The following is a 14111-nucleotide window of genomic DNA, read 5'->3' as shown; positions in this document are numbered from 1 at the left end:
AACCGTTAGGACGGGGCGAGGCTATAGCCGGCGTCTTCGACGGCCGCCCGGACGGTGTCGAAGGGCACAGGTCGGTCACTGGTGACGGTCACCGCGCAGACGCTGCCGGGCACCAGCTCGATGCTCGCGGCGCGAACGCCGTCCACCGCTTCCAGGGCCGCAGTCACGGCCCTGGCGCAGTGCCCACAGGTCATACCCTCCACTCGATATGTGGTTGCCGGAGCCGGGGCCGGTGCTCCAGGCTCGTCTGTTTCAGGGGTGGTCGGGACGGCGGCCGGGATGTCCTGGCCTGAGCCATCTTGGGTGGAGGCACAGCAGGCACAGCCGGCGGAGGCCATCGGCAATAAAGGGTGGGTCGGGGTCATGAGTGTTCCTTTCAGAACGAAGACTTTTCTTTTAGAGTATACCCCCAAGGGGTATTTTATAAGGAGTGTTAGGCGCCGTTTACCGCAGGTGGCGGCTCGAGGTGGTTCGCGGGCAGGCACAAGGTGAAGGTGGCCCCGTGGCCGCCCCCAATAGAGGCGGCGGTTAGGGTTCCGCCGTGGGCCTCGGCCAGGGCGCGGGCGATGGCCAGACCCACCCCGGAGCCGCCGTGATCACGGTCGCGGGCTGAATCCCCGCGGTAGAACCGCTCAAAGACCTGGCCCAGCTGCTCGGCGGTGATGCCCTCTCCGGTGTCGGTGACAGTGACCCGGGCCTGGCCGGTGGGGGCCCGGTCGGCGCTGAGGGTGACGGTCCCGCCAGTCGGGGTGTGGCGCAGCGCGTTGGTCAACAGGTTGTCCAGAATCTGGCCGATCCGCTGCCGGTCCACGCGCACCGTGCTGTCCTGACGGACCTGGAGGATCAGCTGGGCGCCCTGGGCGGCGAAGGCCTCGTGATGGGTCTCCGTGGTGGCTTGGAGCAGTCGGCCGAGGGTTTCGTCGGCGCAGTCCAGGTCGAGTCGGCCCTCTTCGGCGCGGGAGACATCGTGCATGTCCTCGACCAGCCGGGTCAGCCGCGCTAGCTGATCGGTCATCACCGTTGCGGTGGTCTGATCCCAGGCAGTGACCCCGTCGTGTAAGGCGTCCAGGTAGACGGTGAGCACCGAGACCGGGGTGCGCATCTCGTGGGCCAGGTCCGCCAGTAACCGCCGGCGGGTCTGTTCAGTGCCGTCCAGGCGCTCGGCCATGGTGTTGAACGCCTCCGCCACGGCATCGACCTCGATCCCGGCTCCCGTGGCGGGAACCCGGGTGCCATAGTGGCCGCTGGCCATCGAGGCCGCCGCGCCGGTAAGCGAGTGCAGGGACGCGTGGATACGGCGGGCAAAGAACCAGGCTACCGCGGTGGCCAGGACCAGCGCCGTGGCCAGGGCCACCCCCAGGGTCCACAGGTTGGCGTCTCGGTAGGCTCGCTCCACGTGCAGCACCTGACTGGCCTCCGGCGCCACGTCGGCCCGCAGCAGGTGCTCATGGAAGAGTGGGGGGCCGATCAGGGAGGCGATGACCACCGCCGCCAGGATGCTGGCGACCACCACCAGCAATTGGGCCAGGAAGAACCGAGAGGCCATTCCTCGGGGACGGTAAGGACCGGTCATCGGTGTGCCATCCGGTAGCCCACGCCCCGCACCGTCTCGATATAGCGGTTCGGATCCTCGTTGAGTTTGCGGCGCATGTTTCCGATGTGCACGTCCACGATCCGCTCATCCCCGACCCAGGCCGGATCCCAGACTACGTTGATCAATTGTCGCCGGGACAAGGCCTGGCGCGGGCGGGCCGTCAAGGCCGCCAACAGGTCGAACTCGGTGCGGGTCAGCGCCACCGCCGCATCCTGTGCCCGAACTTCATGAGCGACCAGATCCACCACCAGGTCCTCAAACACCTGTGCCGGTTCAGTGCCGTCCACGGTAGTGCGCGGCCGACGCAGCACCGCCTGCACCCGGGCCACCAGCTCCCGCACGCTGAACGGCTTGGTCAGGTAGTCATCGGCCCCGGCGGCCAGCCCGGCCAGCTTGTCCTCCTCCTGACCGCGCGCGGTCAGTATCACCACATAGCACTCCGAGTAGGTCCGCAGCTGCCGGCATACCTCCAGTCCGTCCATCCCGGGAAGCCCCAGATCGAGTACGATCACATCCGGACCGAGGGCATGTGCCGCCTGCAAAGCCTCCAGGCCGGTGTGCGCGGTGGTGACCTGATAACCCGCGCGCTCCAGGTACGTGGCGACCATCTCCGCCAACGGCTTCTCGTCATCGACCACCAGCACACGGTGAGCCCGTGGCCCCGGATGAATGTCCATTCCACCAGTGTCGCGCCCGCCCCCGTCGGAGGGGTTCAGCCAGGTCCCTTAACGCGGAAATCTTCAACGGATCTTCATACACCCCGTCCCGCGGCGCCCGAAATCAACGGCGAGCCAGCCGTAAAATGGACTGAGTGAAACGAGAACTGATCGTGGCCGGGGCGCTGCTGCTGGCCCTCACCGGATGCACCGCCGCGCCACAGGCCCAGCCGGTAGCAACAAGCACCACGGCGACCACCAGTGAGTCCGGATTCCTCGCCGATCATGATCTGGCCGGACTGGACGCCGTGCAGATCATCGACCACCTCGACCAGGTCCCCGTCACTGAGCGCCCGACCGAGCTAATGGCCTCGGTCCGCGCCGATCACCTCCTGCTCGCCGACACGGAACAGGAACTGATTCTCCCGCTGCCGCAGGACCGGTTCTACCTGTCTTTGGCCCCCTACCTCGATCAGACCCACGAGTGCCACTACCACTCCCTGACCACCTGTCGCGGCGAACTGGCCAACGAACAGATCACCGTCCGCATCACCGACGACGCGACCGGCCAGACCCTCATCGAAGAACAGGTCACCACCTTCAACAACGGTTTCGCTGGTTTTTGGCTGCCCCGAGGGATCACCGGCACCATCGAAGTCACCTACGACGGGTACACCGGCCAGAGCACCTTCTCCGCCAGCGACGGAGCCGCCACCTGCCTCACCACCCTCCAACTCACCTGAGTCTGAGGGAACCGCCAACACCGGGCCACTCCACGACCTAGACACAAGTCAGCCCCGCAGCCACGCAGATGTTCATCGCCGCTGGGCCAGCACCTTGCGTCCGGCCTCGCGCAGCCCACCGGTAGGTGAGACGTGGCGGTAGAGCGTCTGGCGGGTGATGCCCAGTTCCTTGCACAGCGCGCTGACGTTCGTGTCACTCTTCCCCCTCGAGGCCATCGCCAGACGGATCTTGGCCGGGGTCATCTTGTAGGGACGCCCGCCCCTGCGGCCCCGAGCCCGGGCCGAGGCCAGGCCGGCCTTGGTGCGTTCGGAGATTAGCTCGCGCTCGAACTCGGCCAAGGCCGCGAAGATCCCGAACACCAGCTTGCCCGAGGCAGTGGTGGTGTCGATCGCCGCCCCCTGGCCGGTGAGCACCTTCAATCCCACGCCCTGCTCGGTCAGGTCGTGCACGATGTTGACCAAGTGGCGCAGGTCCCGCCCGGGTCGGTCCAGCTTCCATACAAGCAAGGTGTCCCCGGAGCGCAGGGCCTTGAGGCAGGCGGCCAGCTCGAGGCGGTCGTTGGTCTTGCCGGAAGCCTTGTCCTCTTACAGGGCATCAGCCTCGACACCGGCGGCGAGCAGGGCATCGCGCTGCAAATCGGTGGTCTGGGACCCGTCGGCCTTGGACACACGCATGTACCCCACCAGCACCCTGCACTTCCATTGTCATGTATTCGACCGTTTCTGCACTGCTCGGAGCCATACCTTCAGCAGCTTCACTTCAGGCCACGAGGGTGAGTGGCCCCAGGGGTGACGGGGGGGACTGCTGTACGGATAGGTGACACCGAGCCTGGCTGGCCGACGCGGGTCGGCCTGGAAGGATGATCACCGTGCCCAAGTCCTACCCTCAACAGTTCCGTGACGATGTCGTGCGTGTCGCGCGCGCCCGTGAAGCGGGCGTCACCCTCGCGCAGATCGCCAAGGACTTCGGCGTCCACGAGATGACGCTGCGCAAATGGATCCGCCAAGCAGGCATCGACGACGGCAACCGTCCCGGGAAGACCCGTGAAGACTCCACGGAGCTGTAGATGTGATGGCTTGGTGGCGGGCTTCTGTGATCGCTCAGTGGCGGTGCACACGCGGGCAGTTCTAGCCCGTGGTGCGGCGCAACTCGCGATAGATGGTGGTGCGAGAGACGTTGAACAGCTCGGCGAACTCGGCTTGGGTGCGCGCGCCACCGCCTACGGCTCACCCTAGGCGGTCTGTGCATCGATGTAGTCATGCCAGTTGCGCATCGGCAGAGGAATCGGAGACGAACGCTCATCGTCGTGCACCGGTAGCATCAGGCGGGTGACCAGAACCCCGGACCTCCACAAACCCGTCGACGCATACCTCAAGGCGCAGCAGCGCGTCATCGACCACTGGTGGGCGATCCAGGCGCAGGCGGATGTGCTCGGCCCATCCGCACTGCATGCCACCTCTGAGGCCACGTTGAGCGCCTGCGCCACCAACTGGGAGTCGTTCCGTACCGACTGGCATATACGAGCCATTGCCTGCAACGCGACCCAGTTCCGCACCTGGGTGACCAACCGCGTGGTCGAAGCGGCGAAGTCTGACGAGACGGTCCAGGCGCTGATCGACGGCATCCAGGCGGATCCCGAGGGACGCTTCGAGGTCGCGCTGCCCAAGCATCCGACGATGGCGCGGATCACGGGAATGCTCGACCCCAACGACTACAACCTCACCTTTAAGAATCAGCGATCCTCGGACGCCAAGGCGAACAATCACCTAGTACCGAGCCTGGCTGCGCTACCGAAGTCGCTGGACTACTTGGACTGGAAGGTCCTCTCGCTCATGGTCGCCACCCGCAACGCCATAGCACACGGGTCGGCCGGCTCGATGACGCACTTGACGGGGGCGATGAACGATATTGCAGGGGTTCACGACAAGCAGGTAGTCGCGTTGGGGCGGCCAAAGCGAAGCGTACCCAGCACGGGAATCGGCCGGTATCTGACAGTGACGCCTCAGAGACCGTCCGGCCAAGCGCGAGGGACGGTGTGGAAACCGCGTGTCATCACCATCTGTGAGCGGGTACGCGACATGGGGGCGAAGTTCCGTCCCTGAGGCTCGGCGTTCGGCCTTCATCGAAGACTGCGCGTAACTGCGAAGTGCCGGACGGCAGGAGTGCCCCACGGATAAGGAGCTCGAGATCGGTCTTCTGAGGAGCATAGGTCCGCTAGCCCCGGCGATGGTAGGCCCGGGCTGGGTGGCGCCACTCAGTGTCACCAGAAGCCCGCCATGTATCGCTGCCAGCCACACACGGAGCTGCGCATCGGGATCATCACCTGGATCGAGCGTACCTATCATCGATGCCTGCTTGGCGGATTCATTTGCGCAGCGTCATCTCGTGGACGCCGAAGTCCTTGGCGATCTGCGCGAGGGTGACGCCCGCTTCACGGGCGCGCGCGACACGCACGACATCGTCACGGAACTGTTGAGGGTAGGACTTGGGCACGGTGATCATCCTTCCAGGCCGACCCGCGTCGGCCAGCCAGGCTCGGTGTCACCTATCCGTACAGCAGTCCCTACCGCTCTGGCTGTGAGCTAGTCGCCTACGCGCAGACTTGAGAAGGGCCTCAGATGACTCGTCACCTGGGGCCCTTCTCCCCGTCTACGCTCATGCCGCGTTGTCGCACCTGGCCGGGCACACGACCTACGCGTCCGGGACGCACCCCCACCACGCCCTGAGCCGACTGGAGCTCAAACGACCGTTTGTGCACTTGCGATCTGCCTGCTTCACCACTGGAGGACTGTAAGTGGGGCCGCACTGGGACGGGTATGGTCTGAAGGTGCGCCGGCAGTCCCGGAGCCTTGGATAAGGAGCACCCCCGTGGTTGATTGGACCGTCCTTCCCGCCTTTTTTCGGGGTCATCCTGGTGTTCCTCATCCCACCCGGTCCAGACATGGCATACATGCTTGCCGTCGGTCTCCAAGGAGGTAAGCGAGCAGCGGTGAAGGCCATCCTTGGCATTGCCACTGGGATGAGCATCTATGCCGCAGCCGTTATCATCGGCCTCGGCAGGATCGCTGAAACCCACCCCCACCTCTTGACCGCATTGAAGCTTCTTGGTGGGGCCTACCTCCTGTGGCTGGCGATCACAACGGTGCGTCATGCACGGGCGGCATCCGCCGTAGCGAAAGTGAGGGCAGGGCGGTGGTACCTCCGTGGCCTGATGGTCAGTCTCACGAATCCCAAACTCATCTTATTCTTCCTCGCCGTACTACCCCGTTTCACGGGCAACGCTTCAGACATCACAATGCAGATGGCACTGCTGGGTGCAGTGAACGTGACCACCGAACTCGTGCTCTATGGAGCCATCGGCGTGCTGGCCGGGGCTTTTCACACCCGGTTCACCACCAGTCGACGGGCGGGCACCGTCTTGAACTACGTTGCCGCGGCCGTCTACGCCCTCCTTGCCGGCTTCATCATCATCGACGCGATTCTGTAACCGTTACAACCAGAACGGATCGACGAAGGCAACTCCACCCCCGTGACGCACCCAATTTAATGTAGCCGTCTATTGTGCCACGCTTTAGGTATGGGCATGGACTTCAAGGGCAGCGCAGACCGCCACGGCATCCCCCGCCGGGACACCATGTACGTGATCCTCCACGCGGTCGCCACCGAGGAAATCGCCGGGCACCCCGGAGAGACCACGGTGGTCTAGCTGTACTGCCCGGGGACGTTGGTTGAGCTGCTTGCGGCGTGAGCCTGCATGATTTGGGCGGCGAGGTCGTGGAACCGAGCGGCCGCTTCGGTCGGGTTCAGGATGCGGATGTGGTCGCCGAACTGGAGGAGCTGTCGCACCGATTCGACGTCGGGGTAGTGAACGACGATTGAGGTCCAGTCGTCCTCAGTACTGGTGATGTTGACCAGGCGTGTTCCGAGGATTCGCTGGGCCAGGTCCAGACGGGTCGAGCGCAGCAGCGCGTGCACCTCGACACCGGGCTCCGGGTGGAAGCTGGCCAGCAGGTCCCGCCACACCGACCGGAGATCGCAGTCTGGTCGCAGCGCCGCGGTGTCCGTGAGGGACTCACAATCTTCGATGCGGCTGGTGTTGAACAGGCGGGGTTGCCCGTCAACGTCAGCCACGAGGTACCAAGAGCTGGCCTTGTTCACGAGCCCATAGGGGTCTGCAGTGAGCCACTGCCCGATTGCCTCCCCGCTGCGTCGATATCGGAGGAGGATGCGTCGTCGTTCGCGTGCTGCGGCCAGCAGGTCGGTCAGGTCGAGTTCCTGCCCGGTCGTAAACCACCCCGATGGGTCGATGAGGAGCACCTCGGACATGGGCGAGGTGGTAGGAGCCTGCCTTCGCGTGGCAACGGCCGCCAGCTTCTCCCGGGCGCTGGTGTGAACTGCCTGCAGCCCGACCTGCTCGAAGAAGTTGGCCTCCAGTCCTGCGACGGTCAGCAACTGCAGCTCGGCAGGATCGAGACGCGCCACATCGAGACGGGATCGGCGGTCCAGCACAATCGCCCCGCCCCGGCCCTGCTCCGTATGGACCGGGACGCCAGCGGCCGACAGCGCCTCGACATCACGCAGGATCGTGCGCGGCGATACTTCGAACCGCCGGGCCAGCTCTTTGCTCGTCATCCGCTCATGGGTCTGCAGGAGCAGCAGGATCGACAAGAGCCTCGAGGACTTCATGCCCCGATTCTCACAGAAAACATGACAGTAGATGTCGTCTTTGACTGATCGGATGAAGCCACCTGATCCACCGATCCGAAGGAGACATCCATGCCGGCACCCAACCTGTTCCTGACCTACGTCAGCGACGCCGAACGGTCCACCGCCTTCTACAGCGGCCTGTTCGACATCGAACCCACTTTCACCAGCCCGCGCTACGTCGCCTTCGAGGTGGCACCCGGGGTGCTGTTCGCCATCTGGACCGGCGGAAACGAGAACACCACTCCTGAGACACCTCGCACGAGCGAGATCGGACTCATGGTCCCCGGTCCTTCCTCGGCCATCGACGCCGTCTACCAAGAGTGGACCGCCAAGGGCGTGCGCGTTGTCGAGGAACCCCATGACGACGTGTTCGGTCGCACCTTCGTAATCGCCGACCCCGACGGCAACCTCATCCGAGTCAGCCCCATCGACTGAACCGAGAAGAGGCCCCACGTGGCGGCGAGCACCAGCTCGCCGCCACGACAATGTCTGCACGAGGTTTTATGTCACACGCCAACGCCGCTCTCACACCCCGCCACCGCCTGATCGTCGGCCGTCTCATCGTCGACGAAGGCTGGCCGGTCAGCGAGGTCGCCGCCCGCTTCCAAGTTTCCTAACCCACCGTGAAGCGCTGGGCCGACCGCTACCGCGCCGGCCAATCCATGCAGGACCGCTCCTCACGGCCATATCGGTCGCCGAACAAGACCAGCCCTCAGGTCACTCGGCGCTGCATCCAGCTACGGCTCCGCCTTCGAGAGAGCCCGGTGCAGTTGGCCTGCCGCTCGGGCATCGCTCCCTCGACTGTTCACCGGATCCTGGTTGACGCGCGCCTGAACCGGCTCTCCCACGTTGACCGCGCCACTGGCGAACCGGTGCGCCGCTACGAGCACGACCATCCCGGCGCGATGCTCCACGTCGACGTGAAGAAGCTCAGCAACATCCCCGACGGCGGCGGCTGGCACTACGTCGGCCGGCGACAAGGCGAGAAGCACAGAGCCGCCACGCCCGACAAGCCGAGAAACAAGTACCGGGATCCGTTGATGGGCAAGGCCTTCGTCCACACCGTCATCGACGACCACTCCCGCGTCGCGTACGCCGAGATCCATGACGACGAAACTGCCGTCACCGCCACCGCCGTGCTCGTGCGCGCTGTCGAGTGGTTCAACGCCTGCGGAGTCACCGTCGAGCGGGTCCTCTCCGACAATGGCGGCGCTTACCGCTCACACCTGTGGGGCGACACCTGCGCCGACTTGGGAATCACGCACAAGCGCACTCGGCCGTATCGGCCGCAGACCAACGGGAAGATCGAGCGGTTCCACCGCACCATGGCTGACGGGTGGGCCTACGCCCGCTGTTATACCAGCGAACAAGAACGCCGAGACACCCTGCCCGCCTGGCTGCACCACTACAACCAGCATCGGCCGCACACCGCCTGCGGCAACCAGGCGCCCTTCTCACGATTGATCAACGTCCCCGGTCAGTACACCTAGGACATACCTGCACGTGGGACAACGTCGGCGATGGCATGACGGTCATCGATAACCCCTCTTGGATGACTCTCGCGCCCCTGCCCATTGTGATCCTGTGGGCGATCAGCATCATCTGCGGAATTCGTAAAAGCAATCGAATCCACTCGAGTCCTCACACGCGAAAAAGGCCCCAATGACGTCCTCGCCCCCAAAACTCCCCGCTCGACACAGTCCTCCGGTGAGCCGGGGGGGTCGTGGCGCACCATCGGAAACTTCCTCGCAAGGGGACCACGTTCTCCGGTCGTGCATCGCGGTCTGAGTACAGGTGGATCGCCCGGCGTAAGCGGCCGTCACCGTCCGCCTGGTACCGGGATCCTGTGCCCACCTTTGTGCTGATGACTCCCCCGTGGGCAGGGTGCTGCACAACCGCAGGGTTGCCGAGTCGGCAGGCACTCGACCCCCCGAGTAGCCATCCGAATCAAGGATTCGTGAGGCCTGGACCTCGGCCGGAAGCCCCCGGCGGCCCTCTTGACCCATACCCCCGTAGGGTATAATTTGGACCCATGAGCAGCCCCGAGACCCCCACCCGCGGGTACACCCAGGACAAGGCGGCTTATGCCCGCCGCCTCAAGCGCATCGAGGGTCAGGTGCGCGGTGTGCAGCGGATGATCAACGAGGACACCTACTGCATCGACGTCCTCACCCAGATCTCCGCCATCCAGTCCGCCCTGAAATCCGTGAGCCTGGGGCTCATGGAAGAGCACCTGGGTCACTGCGTCAAGCACGCCGTGGAGGCCGCCCACGACTCCGGGGACCCCTCGGACATGGACGCCAAACTCGCGGAGGCCAACGCCGCGATCGCCCGGCTCGTCAAGAGCTGAGCGGGCGCCGTCGGCCCACGCCGCGGCCACCAGGACTTCGGGCCGTACGGCCCGGCAGGAGAATCACGAGCATTGAGGAGAATCCCATGAACACCACCGTCAACGTTTCCGGCATGACCTGCGGACACTGCGTCGCCTCCGTGAAGGAGGAACTGGCCGAGGTTCCCGGCGTCACCTCCGTGGCCGTGGACCTCAACGCCGGCGGCGTCTCCCCCGTGACCATCGAGAGCTCGCGCGAACTGACCTCGGACGAGATCTCCGCGGCCGTGGAAGAGGCCGGGTATGCCGTCGTCTGAACCAGCTACGGCCGAACCGCAGGTGCACGGGCCGCTGCGTGATCTGGACCTGCAGATCACGGGCATGACGTGTGCGTCCTGCGTGGGACGGATCGAGCGGAAGCTGCGCAAGATCGACGGCGTGGATCCCGCGGTCAACCTGGCCCTGGAGTCCGCGTCCGTCAAGGTCCCCGGGGACGTCTCCGACGAGCAGATCCTGGACACCATCCGCAACGCCGGTTACGGCGCCGAGATCACGGGTGGGGACCGCGTGCAGCGGGCCTCCGCTCCTGCCGAAACGCCCAGACAAGCCGACGACGCCGCTCACGCGGGTACGCGGGGCGGGGCGTCATCGGCACTCGGGACGACCGACGCATACCCCCGCGGGCATGCGTCCTCGGAGACAACCCCCGAGCGAACCGCCGAGGAGACCCTGCGGGCCGAGAACGAGCACCGGGATCCCGCGCTCGAGACCACCCCCGCGCAACGGCGGATGAGCGACCTCAAGAAGCGGTTCATCGTGGCCGCGGTCTTCTCCGTGCCGGTCTTCGTGATCTCCATGGTCCCCGGCGCGCAGTTCCCCCACTGGGGCTGGGTGGCCGCGCTGCTGACACTGCCCGTGGTCACGTGGGCGGCCTGGCCTTTCCACAAGGCCACCGCCGTGAACGCGCGCCACCTTTCCACGACCATGGACACCCTGGTGTCCCTGGGCGTGACCGCGGCCTACCTGTTCTCGCTGGGCCACCTGCTCGTGGAGCCGGACATGACCGCCCATGCCCATCCAGACATGGCCATGGACATGTCCAGCCACCAGTTGTACTTCGAGTCCGCGGCCATCATCACCACGTTCTTGTTGCTGGGCCGCTGGCTCGAAGCCCGCGCCAAATCCCGTTCGGGTGAGGCACTCAAGGCGTTGCTGGATCTCGGCGCGCAGCAAGCCACCGTGGTGGATGAGGACGGCACCGAACGCACGGTGCCCGTGTCCGAGCTGCGCGTGGGGGACACCTTCACGGTGCGCCCGGGCGAGAAGATCGCCACGGACGCCGTGGTCGTGGAGGGCGAGTCCGCCGTGGACGCCTCCATGCTCACCGGGGAATCCGTTCCCGTGGAGGTGGGCCCGGGGGATGAACTCACGGGTGCCACCGTGAACACCACGGGTCGTCTGCTGGCGCGGGCGACCCACGTGGGTGCGGACACCGTGCTCGCCTCCATGAGCCGAACCGTGGCGCGCGCGCAGGCCACCAAGGCCCCCGTGGCGCGTCTCGCGGACCGGATCTCTGCCGTGTTCGTGCCCGTGGTCATGGGTATCGCGGTGCTGACCTTCGCGATCTGGTGGCTCGTGTCCGGGGAACTGAACCAGGCGTTCGTCGCGGCGGTCTCCGTCCTGGTGATCGCGTGCCCGTGCGCCCTGGGTCTGGCCACCCCCACGGCCATGCTGACCGGGACCGGGCGCGGCGCTCAGCTGGGCATCCTGATCACCTCCGCGGAGGTACTGGAGGACACCCGCTCGGTGGACACCGTGGTACTGGACAAGACCGGGACCGTGACCCACGGGGACATGGCGGTGACCACCGTGACGCCGGTGAACTCGTGGTCGCGGGATCAGGTGCTGGATCTGGCCGCGGCCGTGGAGAGCTACTCCGAGCACCCGATCGCCCAGGCGATCACCGCAGCCACGCCCCACCGCTACGAGGTCTCCCGCTTCGAGTCCGCCCCGGGCGGCGGCGTCAAGGGGTACGTCCCGGACGGCATGAACGCGCGCGCCGTCGTGGTGGGCCGGGAATCCTGGCTCACCCAGAACGGGATCCGGCTGACCGCGGACGAGTCCGAGGCCCTGCGCCGCGCCCGCGAGGACGGTTTCACCACCATCCTCGTGGCCGTGGACGGGCGCGTGGCCGGGTTCATCGACCTGCAGGACACCGTGAAGGACGAGGCCCCGGCCGCGATCGCGGAACTCCAGCGGCTCGGGCTGCGCCCGGTGCTGCTCACGGGGGACAATGCCGCCGTGGCCCGTTCCGTGGCCGCCCACGTGGGGATCGCCCCGGAAGACGTGATCGCGGACGTCACCCCGGACGGCAAGGTCCAGGCCGTGGAAGAGCTGCAGTCGCAGGGCCGCGTGGTGGCCATGGTGGGTGACGGCGTCAACGACGCCCCCGCCCTGACCCGCGCGGACCTGGGCATCGCCATGGGTTCCGGCACGGATGCCGCCATGCAGGCCGCGGACATCACCGTGGTGCGCAGTGACCTCACGGCCATCCCGCTGGCGATCAAGCTCTCCCGGCAGACGCTGCACATCATCAAGTCCAACCTGTTCTGGGCCTTCGCCTACAACACCGTGGCCATTCCGGTGGCGGCCCTGGGGTTGTTGAACCCCATGATCGCCGGCGCCGCCATGGCCTTCAGCTCGGTGTTCGTGGTGCTGAATTCGCTGCGGCTGAAGCGGTTCGCGCGCTGAGTGCGCTCGACGTGCCGAACGGCCGCACGGCACGGGTCATGCGACCAGAGCCGCACGGCACGGGTGACACGGCGTAAGAAAGCGAGGCCCCGGGGAACCACTGGTTCCCCGGGGCCTCCGCTCTCTATAGGAGCCCTGATCCCTGCGGTCAACGAGCGCTCGAGCCCGGCTCCTCACCCTTGGTGTCCGGGCGCACGCGCTGGCCGAACTGGGTTTCATCGGTGGTTGCCGCCCCCGCGGCACCGGCGGTACCGGACGACGTCGCCGCCGAACCTTCCCCGCGCGCCTGTTCGGCCTGCCGGCGGGCCTTGTTCTCCGCGTACAGCTTGGCGGAGGACCGGTTCACGCCGGTGCCCTGACCGAGCTCTTCCGCGTTGGGCTTCTCGAGCAGCATGAGGGTCGCGCACACCACCACGGAGGCGATAAACGCGATGCCCGCCGCGATCAGGCCCAGGCCCATCCGGGCGGCGTTGTCCGTGCCGCCCGCTGCTACCACGGACACCACCACGAAGGCCACGACCGCCAGAACGGCCGAGATGATCAGGGGCCCCTTGATATCGGTTCTGCGCCGGCCATTGTGCTCAGTGCGCTGGGCCACGTGATTCCTCCTGGCGGTGGTCGGGGTGTGGGGCGGGGGTAGGGGATCCGCCCGCGAGTTCAACGTGTCAGTGTACGCGTTCAGGCCGTACGGCCCGGGTCCGTCAGGGCCTTGTCCGCTGCGCGCGCATCGTGGCGCAGGCTCAGTGCGGCGATGAGCTGTGTGACGCCAACGATGATAGCCGCACCGCCCACCACACCAAGTTCTGCCTTGGTTCCGAGGGTCTCCACGAGCACCATACCCATGGCCGCGAACACGGTCACCACGCCGCACAGCGTCCAGTCACGACCCAGCGGGAACTGGCCACGGAAACGCATGCCCAACACCAGTTCGGTGATCCCGCACAGACCCAGGATCACGGCGGAGAACAGGACGAAGAGCCAGTCGCTGCTCGCAACCACCGCGGTGAGCACCCCGCCCAGGACGTACAGCACACCGTAGGACTGCGGGATGTTCCGGCTCGGGCCCAGGTCCACGTCCTCGCGGCGGTTCAGCCGCAGCTGCAGGAAGATCGCGGAGACGCCCGTTCCCACCAGGAAGAACGCCATGGCCCACCGGCCCGCCCCGAGGGACGGTTCCTGCCAGAAGACGGTCACCGCCGCGAAGATCAGCGCCACCACGGCGCGCAGCAGGGTGGGTCCCCACAGGTCGTGGCGCACGTCGGCCCCGCGGGACCTGCCGCGGTCCTGCCCGCCGTGCGGTGCGGAAATCTGTTGGGGCACGCCGAGAACT

At 66.3% G+C, this 14111-nt stretch carries 16 protein-coding genes and 3 pseudogenes; 10 read left to right on the top strand and 9 right to left on the bottom strand.

Features of this window, described 5'->3' with window-relative positions; genetic code table 11:
- Positions 1-5: 5 nt before the first annotated feature.
- The 3 genes from HBK84_RS13025 to HBK84_RS00605 all read right to left on the bottom strand — a co-directional run bounded on the left by HBK84_RS13025 (position 6) and on the right by HBK84_RS00605 (position 2271).
- Complete coding sequence (locus HBK84_RS13025; RefSeq protein ID WP_197493132.1) at positions 6-338, bottom strand: heavy-metal-associated domain-containing protein; 333 nt, start codon at positions 336-338, stop codon at positions 6-8.
- Positions 339-433: 95 nt separating this feature from the next.
- Complete coding sequence (locus HBK84_RS00610) at positions 434-1573, bottom strand: cell wall metabolism sensor histidine kinase WalK (protein ID WP_167317921.1); 1140 nt, start codon at positions 1571-1573, stop codon at positions 434-436.
- Positions 1570-2271, bottom strand: a complete 702-nt coding sequence (locus HBK84_RS00605) for a response regulator transcription factor (RefSeq protein WP_167317920.1) — start codon at positions 2269-2271, stop codon at positions 1570-1572. The genes HBK84_RS00610 and HBK84_RS00605 overlap by 4 nt, the downstream gene beginning before the upstream one ends.
- 134 nt (positions 2272-2405) lie before the next feature.
- Between HBK84_RS00605 and HBK84_RS00600 the strand changes: the two genes are divergently transcribed.
- Positions 2406-2993 (top strand): CueP family metal-binding protein, encoded by a 588-nt coding sequence (locus HBK84_RS00600; protein WP_167317919.1) that lies wholly within the window; start codon positions 2406-2408, stop codon positions 2991-2993.
- A 72-nt stretch (positions 2994-3065) separates the two neighbouring features.
- Here HBK84_RS00600 and HBK84_RS00595 read toward each other — a convergent pair.
- Positions 3066-3683 (bottom strand): annotated as a pseudogene (locus HBK84_RS00595) (recombinase family protein).
- Positions 3684-3862: 179 nt separating this feature from the next.
- Here HBK84_RS00595 and HBK84_RS00590 point away from each other — a divergent pair.
- Positions 3863-4060, top strand: coding sequence for a transposase (locus tag HBK84_RS00590; RefSeq protein WP_167317918.1), 198 nt, complete (start codon positions 3863-3865; stop codon positions 4058-4060).
- Between the two features lie 61 nt (positions 4061-4121).
- Here the strand turns inward: HBK84_RS00590 and HBK84_RS00585 are convergent.
- A pseudogene (locus tag HBK84_RS00585) lies at positions 4122-4196 on the bottom strand (HTH domain-containing protein); the annotation flags it as partial.
- Between the two features lie 126 nt (positions 4197-4322).
- Between HBK84_RS00585 and HBK84_RS00580 the strand changes: the two are divergent.
- Positions 4323-5096, top strand: coding sequence for a hypothetical protein (locus tag HBK84_RS00580; RefSeq protein WP_167317917.1), 774 nt, complete (start codon positions 4323-4325; stop codon positions 5094-5096).
- Between the two features lie 262 nt (positions 5097-5358).
- Here the strand turns inward: HBK84_RS00580 and HBK84_RS13020 are convergent, their stop codons facing one another.
- Complete coding sequence (locus HBK84_RS13020; protein WP_255458072.1) at positions 5359-5487, bottom strand: hypothetical protein; 129 nt, start codon at positions 5485-5487, stop codon at positions 5359-5361.
- 448 nt (positions 5488-5935) lie between these two features.
- Here HBK84_RS13020 and HBK84_RS00575 point away from each other — a divergent pair, with 448 nt between their 5' ends.
- Together HBK84_RS00575 and HBK84_RS13015 are read left to right on the top strand one after the other, a co-directional pair.
- Positions 5936-6481: a LysE family translocator gene (locus HBK84_RS00575; RefSeq protein ID WP_167317916.1), complete on the top strand. Its 546-nt coding sequence runs from the start codon at positions 5936-5938 to the stop codon at positions 6479-6481.
- 90 nt (positions 6482-6571) lie between these two features.
- Positions 6572-6700 carry a hypothetical protein gene (locus HBK84_RS13015; RefSeq protein WP_255458070.1) on the top strand — a complete coding sequence of 43 codons (129 nt, stop codon included), beginning with the start codon at positions 6572-6574 and terminating at the stop codon, positions 6698-6700.
- Here the strand turns inward: HBK84_RS13015 and HBK84_RS12605 are convergent.
- Positions 6697-7680, bottom strand: a complete 984-nt coding sequence (locus tag HBK84_RS12605; protein WP_206069169.1) for a YafY family protein — start codon at positions 7678-7680, stop codon at positions 6697-6699. The genes HBK84_RS13015 and HBK84_RS12605 overlap by 4 nt on opposite strands.
- 90 nt (positions 7681-7770) lie before the next feature.
- Here HBK84_RS12605 and HBK84_RS00560 point away from each other — a divergent pair, with 90 nt between their 5' ends.
- From HBK84_RS00560 to HBK84_RS00540, 5 genes and pseudogenes are all read left to right on the top strand, one after another.
- Positions 7771-8136: a VOC family protein gene (locus HBK84_RS00560; RefSeq protein ID WP_167317914.1), complete on the top strand. Its 366-nt coding sequence runs from the start codon at positions 7771-7773 to the stop codon at positions 8134-8136.
- Between the two features lie 68 nt (positions 8137-8204).
- Positions 8205-9191, top strand: a pseudogene (locus tag HBK84_RS00555) (IS481 family transposase).
- Between the two features lie 542 nt (positions 9192-9733).
- Positions 9734-10051, top strand: coding sequence for a metal-sensitive transcriptional regulator (locus tag HBK84_RS00550; protein ID WP_167317913.1), 318 nt, complete (start codon positions 9734-9736; stop codon positions 10049-10051).
- A gap of 86 nt (positions 10052-10137) precedes the next feature.
- Positions 10138-10347, top strand: coding sequence for a heavy-metal-associated domain-containing protein (locus HBK84_RS00545; protein ID WP_035960929.1), 210 nt, complete (start codon positions 10138-10140; stop codon positions 10345-10347).
- Positions 10334-12781: a cation-translocating P-type ATPase gene (locus HBK84_RS00540; protein WP_167317912.1), complete on the top strand. Its 2448-nt coding sequence runs from the start codon at positions 10334-10336 to the stop codon at positions 12779-12781. The genes HBK84_RS00545 and HBK84_RS00540 overlap by 14 nt, the downstream gene beginning before the upstream one ends.
- A gap of 148 nt (positions 12782-12929) precedes the next feature.
- Here the strand turns inward: HBK84_RS00540 and HBK84_RS00535 are convergent, their stop codons facing one another.
- Positions 12930-13379 carry a hypothetical protein gene (locus HBK84_RS00535; RefSeq protein ID WP_167317911.1) on the bottom strand — a complete coding sequence of 150 codons (450 nt, stop codon included), beginning with the start codon at positions 13377-13379 and terminating at the stop codon, positions 12930-12932.
- Positions 13380-13459: 80 nt separating this feature from the next.
- Positions 13460-14101: a hypothetical protein gene (locus HBK84_RS00530; protein WP_240919035.1), complete on the bottom strand. Its 642-nt coding sequence runs from the start codon at positions 14099-14101 to the stop codon at positions 13460-13462.
- Between the last annotated feature and the right edge of the window lie 10 nt (positions 14102-14111).

It is taken from the genome of Kocuria sp. KD4 (genome assembly GCF_011769905.1).
Lineage (GTDB): Bacteria > Actinomycetota > Actinomycetes > Actinomycetales > Micrococcaceae > Kocuria > Kocuria marina.
The sequence above is the reverse complement of the archived record's forward strand: the minus strand, read 5'-3'. Positions and strand labels throughout refer to the sequence as shown.